Origin of the sequence: Kitasatospora sp. NPDC059803 (genome assembly GCF_042732255.1) — a bacterium.
Taxonomy (GTDB): Bacteria; Actinomycetota; Actinomycetes; order Streptomycetales; family Streptomycetaceae; genus Kitasatospora.
The window spans coordinates 10,483-20,750 of record NZ_JBHWIJ010000138.1 but is presented as its reverse complement, the minus strand read 5'-3'; the positions used below and the strand labels follow the sequence as shown (position 1 = coordinate 20,750).

The 10,268-nt window shown below is 75.2% G+C and carries 5 protein-coding genes; 2 read left to right on the top strand and 3 right to left on the bottom strand.

The genetic code is table 11. The features are described from left to right. Positions 1-106 precede the first annotated feature (106 nt). Positions 107-4,159, bottom strand: coding sequence for a beta-N-acetylglucosaminidase domain-containing protein (locus ACFV6I_RS21880; protein ID WP_380427121.1), 4,053 nt, complete (start codon positions 4,157-4,159; stop codon positions 107-109). A gap of 295 nt (positions 4,160-4,454) precedes the next feature. Here ACFV6I_RS21880 and malQ point away from each other — a divergent pair, with 295 nt between their 5' ends. Both malQ and ACFV6I_RS21870 read left to right on the top strand, forming a co-directional pair. After that, positions 4,455-6,542 carry a 4-alpha-glucanotransferase gene (malQ, locus tag ACFV6I_RS21875; RefSeq protein WP_380427123.1) on the top strand — a complete coding sequence of 696 codons (2,088 nt, stop codon included), beginning with the start codon at positions 4,455-4,457 and terminating at the stop codon, positions 6,540-6,542. 132 nt (positions 6,543-6,674) lie between these two features. Continuing rightward, positions 6,675-6,908, top strand: a complete 234-nt coding sequence (locus ACFV6I_RS21870; RefSeq protein WP_079135908.1) for a hypothetical protein — start codon at positions 6,675-6,677, stop codon at positions 6,906-6,908. Between the two features lie 164 nt (positions 6,909-7,072). Here the strand turns inward: ACFV6I_RS21870 and pepN are convergent, their stop codons facing one another. Together pepN and ACFV6I_RS21860 are read right to left on the bottom strand one after the other, a co-directional pair. Further along, a complete protein-coding gene (gene pepN, locus ACFV6I_RS21865; protein WP_380427119.1) occupies positions 7,073-9,655 on the bottom strand; it encodes an aminopeptidase N in 2,583 nt (860 codons plus the stop codon). A gap of 165 nt (positions 9,656-9,820) precedes the next feature. Then, on the bottom strand, positions 9,821-10,268 hold a 448-nt coding region (locus ACFV6I_RS21860; RefSeq protein ID WP_380427117.1), incomplete at its 5' end, for a hypothetical protein.

Here is a 10,268-nt window from a genome sequence, read left to right as displayed (position 1 = left end):
GCCCCCCCCAACCTCCTCACGTCCCCCCCCCCCCCCGCGCGGCCCCCCCCCCCCCCCGGCCCGCCCCCCCCCCCCCCGCCGCGTTGTCCGGTGGGGAGCGCGGCGACTACTTCTTCGGCGGCGCTGTCCCGCCCGTCGTGCCGCCTGTCGTGCCGCCTGTCGTACCGCCCGGAGTCCCGCCCGCCGGGGGCGTGGCCGGGGCGCTCGGAGCGGTCGGGGCCGTGGTCGGGGCCGTGGGCGCGGTGGTGGGCGCGGTGGTGGCGCCGCCGTCCGGCTGGGCCGGGGGGACGGCCGGCGGCTGCGACGGGGCGGGCGGGGTGACGGCGTACAGCTCGACGCCCCACAGCGAGTAGCCGTACTTGTTGGCCCGGGCCACGCCCTGCACCCGGAGGAACCGGGCGCCCGGCGCGTCGAAGCGCACGGTCTCGTCGCCGCCCCTGCCGTTGTCCACCGTCGCCGCGTCGGTCCAGGTGGTGCCGTCCGCCGAGACCTGGAGCCGGTAGGCGGCGGCGTACGCGGCCTGCCAGTGCAGCACCGCAGCGCCCAGGTGGGTCGTCTGCGGCAGTTCCAGCTGCACCCAGGCGTCGTCCTTGGCGGGGGAGGACCAGCGGGTCTTCGGGTCACCGTCGGTGACCGCCGAGGCGGGGAAGTTCGGCGTCTCGTCGCCCGAGGAGGTGGCCTTCGCGTGGAGCGCCAGGTCCGGACCGCTGGTCGGCGGCACCACGTGCACCTGGAGTACCTGCTTCACGGTGGTGGCGCCGGCCACGAACTGCACCGGCACCTGGTACGTCCCGAACGGCGTCCCGGGATCGGCGCTGACCAGCAGCGGCACGCCGATGCGGCCGCCGCGCGGCACGGTCACCCCGGCCGCCGGGGTCACGGTCAGGCCCTTGGCCGCGGGCGGCACCTCGGTGCGCAGCTCGCCGGTGGTCCCTTCGGGGCGGCCGGCCTCGACGGTGGCCCGGGTCTGGGCGGGCGCGGCGGCGCCGGTCACCACGTCCAGGGTCGGGTCGGACAGGCTGAGCCGGGCCGCCGGGACGTCCGCGTACCAGGGGATCACCTGGTTGACCACCGGCGGGTCGCCGCCCGGCTTCCAGGTCAGCCGGAACGCGTCGGCGGCCTGCCCGCCGGCCGGCAGCTCGTTGTAGCCGGGCTGCACGGTGCCGATGTCCGTCCAGCCGCCGTCCGAGCGGCGCACCGAGACGGTGGCGGTGGCGTGCACGCCCGGGTCGGTGAGCACGGTGAGCCGGTCGAGCGGGCGGGCGGCGCCCAGCTCGACGGTGAGCGGCTCGTCCTGCGCGGTGGGCGGCTTGGCGGCCCGGTACGCGGTGTCCGGGTTGCCGTCCAGCACCGCGGACGCCGAGGAGCCGGGCAGCGCGGCGGGTCCGCCGGTGACGCTGGCGGGGGCGTCGTCGGGCGCGGTGACGGTGAACTCGCGCACCGCGACGGCGGTCTTCTGGGCGGCGGTGGCCCGCAGCCGCACGGCCCGCACCACCGGGCCGGCCGGCAGCTTGGCGCTGACCGACTTCTGGTTCTTGACCACGGCGAGCTGCTTCCAGCCGCCCTCGCCGGTGCTGTACTCCAGCACGCCGTCGTGGAGGTAGTCGTCGACCGCGCTCCGGCCGTCCGGCCCGTTGCCCCAGGAGCCCATCAGCACGGTGACGGCGCCGACCGGGCGCCCGCCGCCGAGGTCGACGCCGACCGCGTCGCCGGGCTGCGGGGGAGCGGAGCTCCAGTAGAACGTGTCGGCCACGCCGTCGGTCATCAGCGCGGGCAGGTGGTCGTGCGCGGTGCCCATGGTGGTGGTCGGGGTGATCCCGCCGCCGGCCACCCCGGCCCAGTTGTCGGCGGCCTGGACGGCCCGCTCCAGGAACGGCGCGAGCACGTCCGCGCCGATCGTGGCCGGGCTCTGCGCGAGCTGCTCGCGCAGCCGGTTGAGCTCCACCCGGGCCTTCCAGGCGGCCGCGCCGTCGCCGCCGTGCTGGGCCAGCAGCATGTCCAGCGCGGACTGTCCGGCCAGCCCGTAGTCGTGCAGCGGGGCGAGCCAGGGCGCGGCCTCGGCGGCGAGCTGGGCGGTGGCCTGGGTGCCGGCGAGGGTCTGCTGGGCGGTGGCCATCGCGGCGAAGGCGTCCCGCAGGGGCGCGGCGGCCTCTATCAGCTTGGCGAGGTCCGACGCGGTGCCCGAGGTGGGCTCGGCGGCGGCCCAGAACCGGTCGAGCAGCGGCGTCAGGTAGCCGGACTCCTGCTTGGACAGCGGCGAGGAGGAGCTGTTGCCGGCCAGCGCGGTGACTGCGGACAGGGCGGTGCCGGCAGGCGTGCTGCCGGCGCCGGTCGGGCCGGCGAGCGAGCGCACCGCGGCCTGCCAGGAGTCCTCCGGCCGGTAGCCGGCCGGGTTCCAGGCGAAGTCGCCGGCCGTGGCGAGGGCGATCCGGGAGGCCACCGGCTGCTGCATGGCACCGGTGAGCATCACCGCCGAGCGGGTGGCCACCTCCGGTTCGCGCCCGGTGTAGGCGCCGAGGAAGAGCCGGTCCGGGCTGGCGTCGTTGACCGGGTAGTTGTCCATGGTGACCAGCGGGTGGCCGTACAGGTCGCCGGTCTCGGCGGCCTGGGCGCCGGTGATCTTCTCCGGGATCACCCCGCCCCCGCTCCAGGCCACCTGCACGCCGTCCGGCAGCGCCGCGGCCAGCGCCTTGCGGTACGGCGTGACGCCCTGCTTGTGGTATTCGGTGGGCACGACGGACAGCGGCGCCAGGCCCGGGTTGCGCGCGATCAGCCGGTCCCGCACCTTGGTCACCAGCGCGGCCTGCGCCTTGGCGGCCGCGGCCGGGCCGGTGCCGTACGTGTCGCGGTCGTCGCCGCAGTGCCACTCGTCGTAGCTGACGTCCAGGAACTGGAGCTGGAAGGCGGTGAAGCCGAGCTTGCGCAGCCCGTCCAGCTTGGCCACCAGCGCGTCCACGTCCTTGCCGGAGCTGAAGCAGAGCGACTGCCCCGGGTCGATCGCGTAGCCGAGCGTGACGTGGTCGCGCCGGGCCAGGCCGCCCAGTTCGCGCAGCTCGTCGGCCTGGGCGGCGGGGTAGGCGTCGCGCCAACGGGAGAGCCGGAACGGGTCGTCACCGGGGGCGTAGAGGTAGAAGTTCTGCTTGGAGCGGCCGAGGAAGTCCACCTGGTCGAGCCGCTGCTGCGCCGTCCACGGGCTGCCGTAGAACGCCTCCGCGGTGCCGCGCACCGGCGCGCCGCTCGGCCAGTCCCGCAGCGTGATCCCGGGCAGGCCCAGCCCGGCGACGCCCGGCGCCTGCCCCTGCCCGGCCGGGACGGCGGCGAGCAGCTGGCGCAGGCTCTGCGCGGCGTAGAAGGTGCCCACCGCATCCGCGCCCGCCAGCACCACCGCGCCGTACGTCCCGCCGCCTTGGGCCGGCAGCTGACCGACCGACAGCACGTACCCGCCGGCCGGCATGCCTGCGGTCGAGGGGGCGGCGCCGTCCTTGCCGCCGGCCGCGGCGGACAGCGCGCGCAGCGCCCGGTCCGTCCGGCCGTCGGCGCCCTCGGCCGGTCCGCCGACGTACACCACCAGCGACCCGGCGGCCGGCGCGTCGGCGTCCGGCTCCGGGGTCACGGTCGTCGCCCCGGCGACCTCCAGCACCTCCCGGACGGCGTCCAACGCCCCGAGGTCCGCGTCCGGTGCCGGCACCAGCGTCACCGCGGCCGGCACCGCGACCGGCTTGCCGGCCACCGTCTGCTCCTGCGGCCGCGGGAACACCTGCGGGTTCGTCATGCTCCCCAGCGGCGTCTGCGGCGCGCTGCTCACCACGTCCGGCCCCGCCGACGCCGCGTACGCCGCCGACGGCACCGGCCCGGCCAGCAGCCCGCCGACCACCGCCGCCGCCGCGACCCCCGCCGCGATCTGCAGGGTCCGCCGCCCCGGCCGCCCCGCCGCCCGCCGGGCCCGCTCCGCCCGCACCGACGCCAGCAGCGGTTCCGTCCCCTTGAGGCCGGCGATCAGCCGGTCCGCCGTCCTGGGCGCCAGTTGACGGCACGTCCGCGCCGTGGCCCGCCGCGCCGCCAGCGCCGCCGGGTGGTACAGCACCTCCCGCAACGCCGCACTCCGCTCCAACCGCTGCCGCAGCCGCCGCCCGGCCACAACGGACACTCGGGCTTCCACAGGAGCCTCCTCGCCAGGCCTGGACCACATCGCCGCAACCCCACCAGCTACCCAACCCGGTGTCAACGCGGCCGCCCGCTATGCCGGGTCTGCCCCGGTTCAAGCATTCGGTCCGGGGTCGCGGCAGCCCCCGGCCGCCAGGCCGATCCGACCGCGCGGTCGTGTCGCGCAGCGTCGTCGGGCCGTCACCCGGGTAGGACTGTGGTCGTCCTGACCAGGCGTTGCCGAGACATCGCAGGAGCCGCGAGTGGCCGCTTATCTCGACCGTGACGGAGCCGACGGGCTGAGGGTGCCGATGCAGGACGCGCCGCCGCCACCGCCCGAACTGGTGGCGCTGGCGCAGGCGTACGGGGTGGACACCCGGTACCCCGGGCCGGGGGGTGTGACCGTGGGGGCGCGCACGCTGGTCGCGGTGCTGGGGGCCCTGGGGGTGGCGGCGGGGACGCCGGAGCAGGCGCGCGAGGCGCTGGAGCGTCACCGGGCCGCGCAGCAGGCCCGGTTGCTGCCGCCCTGCGTGGTGGTCCGTCAAGGGCGGCGGACGGCACTGGACGTGCCGGCCGACGCGCGGCTGCACGTGGAGCTGGAGGACGGCGGGGTGTGGGAGCTGCCGCGCGGCCACTCGCACTGGCTGCCGCCGGACCTGCCGCTGGGGCGGCACACGCTCAGGGCGGAGTGCGGCGAGGGCAAGGCCCAGGCGGCGCTGATCGTCGCACCGGAGAAGCTGCCCCCGCTGCCCGGCTACAGCTGGGGCTTCCTCGCCCAGCTGTACTCCGTCCTGTCCGACCGTTCCTGGGGCATGGGTGACCTCGGCGACCTCGCCGAGCTGGCCCGGTGGGCGGGCGCCGGCCTCGGCGCGGGCTTCGTCCAGATCAACCCGCTGCACCAGGCGCTGTCCGCCGCCCCCGCCGCCCCCACCGACCCGTCCCCCTACCGCCCCTCCTCCCGCCGCTTCGCCGATCCGGTGCACCTGCGGGTCGAGGCCGTCCCCGAGTACGCCTATCTGACGGGTGACCAGCGCGCCGAGGCGGAGGAGCTGGGCCGCCGGGCCGCCCGGCTGCGCGACGAGGTGCTGGGGCACGACGGCCTGATCGACCGGGACGCCGTCTGGGCGCTCAAGCGCGAGGCGCTGGAACTGCTGCACGAGGTGCCGCGCGGCCCCGGCCGCCAGGCCGCGTACGAGGCCTACCAGCGCCGCGAGGGTGACTGGCTGCGCCGGAACGCACTGTGGAACGCGCTCGCCGAGGTGCACGGCGCCGACTGGCACGGCTGGCCGAAGGGGCTGCGTCACCCGGACGGCCCACAGGTGGGGCGCGCCTCCCGGGAGCTCGCCGACCGGGTCGAGTTCCACCGCTGGCTCGCCTGGCAGGTCGACCAGCAGCTCGCCGAGGCCCAGGGCGCGGCCCGGCAGGCCGGCATGCCGGTGGGCCTGATCCACGACCTGGCCGTCGGCGTCCACCCGGACGGCGCGGACGCCTGGGCGCTCCAGGACGTGCTGGCCGGCGGCATCTCCGTCGGCGCCCCGCCGGACGCCTTCAACGCCCACGGCCAGGACTGGGGCCTGCCGCCCTGGCGCCCGGACGCGCTGGCGGCGGCCGGCTACACCCCGTACGCGGAGCTGCTGCGCGCGGCGGCCCGGCACGCGGGCGCGGTCCGGATCGACCACGTGATGGGCCTGTTCCGGCTCTGGTGGGTGCCGGACGGCCACCCGCCGACCGAGGGCGCGTACGTGCGCTACGACGCCGAGGCGATGCTCGGCGTGCTGGCCCTGGAGGCGCACCGGGCCGGGACGGCGGTGATCGGCGAGGACCTGGGCACGGTGGAGCCGGGCGTCCGGGAGGAACTGGCGGCGCGCGGGATCCTCGGTACCTCCGTGCTCTGGTTCGAGCGGGACTGGCAGGCGGCGGGGGAGATCCTCGCCCCGGACCGCTGGCGCCCGGGCTGCCTGGCCACCCTCACCACCCACGACCTGCCGAGCACCGCCGCCCGGCTCTCCGGCGAGCACGTCGAGCTGCGGCACCGGCTCGGGCTGCTGGCCCGTCCGCTGGGCGAGGAGCAGGAGGAGGCGGTGGCCGAGCTGGCGGACTGGCGGGCCGAGCTGACCGCGCGGGGGCTGCTCGCGCCGGGCGAGCCGCTGTCGATGCCGGTGCTGTACCGCTTCCTGCGCGCGACCCCGGCGGAGCTGGTCGGCGTCTGGCTGCCGGACCTGGTCGGCGATCCGCGCCCGCAGAACCTGCCCGGCACCTGGGACCAGTACCCGAACTGGCGCCTGCCGGTCGCCGACGGCGCCGGCGACCCGGTCACCCTCGACCGCCTGGCCGCCACCCCGGCCGCCCGCCTGCTCGCCCACCTGCTGGCCCCGCCCGGCGCCCACCCCGCCGTCTGACCCCGCCGTCCGACCCCGGCACCTGATCCCGGCACCTGATCCCGCCGCCTGCCCCCGGCACTGCGGACGGCCCCCTTCCGGAAGGCCGACCCCGACGCGCGGGGGGTCATAAGCGGCGGGTAAGTTGGAAACGTGGACAAGAGGAACGCTTTGCGAGCCGGCGCGGTCTCCGCAACGGTCACGCTGATGATGCTGCTGTCGTCGCCCGCCATGGCCCTCACCAGGGACGACGGCGACGACCCGGGTCCTGGCCTGAGCGTCGGCCAGACCATCGGCCTGTACGTGCTGATCCCGATCGCCGCCTTCGTGATCATCGCCGCCCTCGCGGGCCTGCCGTACGGCAAGGGCAAGGGCAAGAAGAAGTAACCACCGCGTCCACCAGGACCTGTACGACCCCGAAGGGGCACCGGAGATCTCCGGTGCCCCTTCAGGCGTTTCCAGCACCTTGACGGCGCCCGACGGCGCCCCAACGGAGCCCCGTCGGCGCCCGAAGGGACCCCGGACGGGGCCCCGACGGGCGCCTCAGCAGGTCAGCGGCCGGCGCCCGCCGCCCGGTCGACCGCCTGGGCCTTGAGCGCGCGCTCGATCCCGGCCCGGGCCTCGACGACCTGGCGCCGCAGCGCCGGTGCCGGCTCGGCCTCGGTCAGCCACGCGTCGGTCGCGTCCACGGTGGCCTGCGTGACCTGCAGCGCCGGGTACAGCCCGCCGATGATCTGCTGCGAGATCTCGTGGCTGCGGGTCTCCCAGACCTCCTTGACGGCGGCGAAGTACTTGGCCGCGTACGGCGCGAGCAGCTCGCGCTGGTCGGACTGCTGGAAGCCCGCGATGGTCGCTTCCTGGACGTAGTTGGTGAGGGTGTCCGACTCGACGACGGCGGTCCAGGCCTCGGCCTTGGCCTCGGCGGTGGGCCGGGCGGCGCGGCAGGTGGCGGCGTGCTCCTGGCCGGCCGCGGTGTTGTCGCGGGCCAGCTCGGCCGTCACGGCGGCCTCGTCGGCGCGCCCGGTGGCGCAGAGCCGGGTGAGCAGGGTCCAGCGCAGCTCGGTGTCGACGGCGAGGCCCTTGATCTCGGCGGTGCCGTCGAGCAGGCCGGCGAGCAGGCCGAGCTGCCCGTCGGTGCGGGCGACGGAGGCGAGGGTGCGGGCCCAGGAGAGCTGGTGGTCGCTGCCGGGCTCGGAGGAGCGCAGGTGCTCCTCGGCGGCGTCGGCCCACTGGGCGAGGCCCTGCTCGCGCCAGTCGGGGTCGGTGTAGGCGTCGAGGGCGAGCCGGACCTGGCGCTGCACGGACTGCACGACGCCGATGTCGCTCTCCCGCCCGATGCCGGAGAGGGCGAGCGCCAGGTAGTCGCGGGCGGCGAGTTCGCCGTCGCGGGTCATGTCCCAGGCGGAGGCCCAGCACAGGGCGCGCGGCAGCGACTCGGTGAAGCCGCCGAGGTGCTCGGTGACGACGGCCATCGAGTCCTCGTCGAGCCGGATCTTGGCGTACGAGAGGTCGTCGTCGTTGAGCAGCACGACGGCCGGGCGGTGCCGGCCGACGAGCTCGGGCACCTCGGTGCGCGGGCCGTCGACGTCGAGCTCGATCCGGTCGGTGCGCACCAGCGCGCCGTCGGCGAGCTCGTACAGGCCGATGGCGATGCGGTGCGGGCGCAGCACGGCCTCGCCCTTGGCGCCGGCGGGCAGCGCGGGGGCCTCCTGGAGGACGGCGAAGGACTCGATCTCGCCGTCGGTGTTCAGGGTGATGGCGGGCCGCAGCACGTTGATGCCGGCGGTCTCCAGCCAGGCCTGGGACCAGGTCCGCAGGTCGCGGCCGCTGGCCTCCTCCAGGGCCCCGAGCAGGTCGGTGAGCCGGGTGTTGCCCCAGGCGTGGCGCTTGAAGTAGGCCTGCACGCCCTGGAAGAAGGCGTCCTGGCCGACGTACGCCACCAGCTGCTTGAGCACCGAGGCGCCCTTGGCGTAGGTGATGCCGTCGAAGTTGACCTGGACGTCCTCCAGGTCGTTGATGTCCGCCATGATGGGGTGGGTGGAGGGCAGTTGGTCCTGCCGGTAGGCCCAGGTCTTCATCTGGTTGGCGAACGTGGTCCAGGAGTTCGGCCACTTGGAGCCGGGGGCCTCGGCCTGGCAGACGGCCTCGGCGAAGGTGGCGAAGGACTCGTTGAGCCAGAGGTCGTTCCACCACTCCATGGTGACGAGGTCGCCGAACCACATGTGGGCGAGCTCGTGCAGGATCGTCGCCGCGCGGGCCTCGTAGGCGGCGTCGGTGACCTTGGAGCGGAACACGTACTGGTCGCGCAGGGTGACGGCGCCCGCGTTCTCCATCGCGCCGGCGTTGAACTCCGGGACGAACAGCTGGTCGTACTTGGCGAACGGGTAGGGGAAGTCGAACTTCTCCTGGAAGTAGTCGAAGCCCTGCTTGGTGACGGCGAAGATGTCCTCGGCGTCCAGGAACTCGCGCAGCGAGGGGCGGCAGTAGACGCCCAGCGGCACCTTCTGGTCGCCGTTCTCGTAGGTGTCGAAGACCCCGACGTAGGGGCCGGCGACGAGCGCGGTGATGTAGGTGGAGATCCGGCCGGTGGGCTCGAACGTCCAGACCTGCGCGGCGCCCTCGCCGACCGGGGTCGGGGTGGGCGAGTTGGAGACCACGACCCAGCCGGTGGGGGCGGTCACGGTGAACGCGAACGCGGCCTTCAGGTCGGGCTGTTCGAAGGAGGCGAAGACGCGGCGGGCGTCCGGCACCTCGAACTGGGTGTACAGGTAGGTCTCGCCGTCGACCGGGTCGACGAACCGGTGCAGGCCCTCACCGGTGTTGGTGTAGGCGCAGTTGGCGACGACGCGCAGCTCGTTCTCGGCGGCCAGGTTCGGCAGCGGGATCCGGCTGTCGGCGAAGCTCTCCGGGTCGAGCGGCGCGCCGTTGAGGGTGATCTCCTCGACGCTCGGCGCGACGAGGTCGATGAACGTGTCCGCGCCGGGGGTCGTGGCCGTGAACCGGACCACGGTGGTGGACCGGAAGGTGCCTCCTTCGCGGGCCGAACTCAGGTCGAGCTCGATGTCGTACGCGTCCACGTGGAGGAGGTCGGCCCGGGTGCGGGCCTCCTCGCGGGTCAGGTTGGTGCCGGGCACTCGCTGCACTCCTTCGTCAGGCTGATGGGGCGAATCCTCCCATGACCCAACGGACGGGCTCCCGGAATAATCACAGGCGGGGCGGGTCCGGACAGATCGCCCGTTCCCGCCCCGCCAGGACGAGCCCCGAGGGCCCGCGTTCGAGGAGTGCTCAGCCCCCCGCCGTCACTTCTTCCACTTGGTCAGCGGCGCGTCGGAGCTGCCGCGGCGGAAGGCGTACACCGCGCTGCCGTCGCTGGAGAGGACGTACTCGGACATGCTCATCCCGATGTCCAGGCCGTTGGGCATGGCCATGGTGCCGAGGTCGGTCATCGAGCCGTCGGCCGGCGAGAGCGTCACCAGCCGGGCGGGCTTGTTGTAGCCCTGGCTGACGATGGCGCGGACCTTGCCGTCCTTGTCGGTGCCGGACACCAGCCGGATGTCCTGGCTGGACGTGGCGCTGGCGGCGGACCAGATCCGCTTGCCGGTGGTCAGGTCGTACGCGTTGACGGCCGACTTGGCGCCGGTGATCTGGGCGTACAGGGTGGTGCCGCTGACCACGTTCTGGGTGTAGGCGTCGGACTGGCCGGACAGCCGCAGGCACTCCGCGCCGGGCTCCCTGCCACCCACAAAG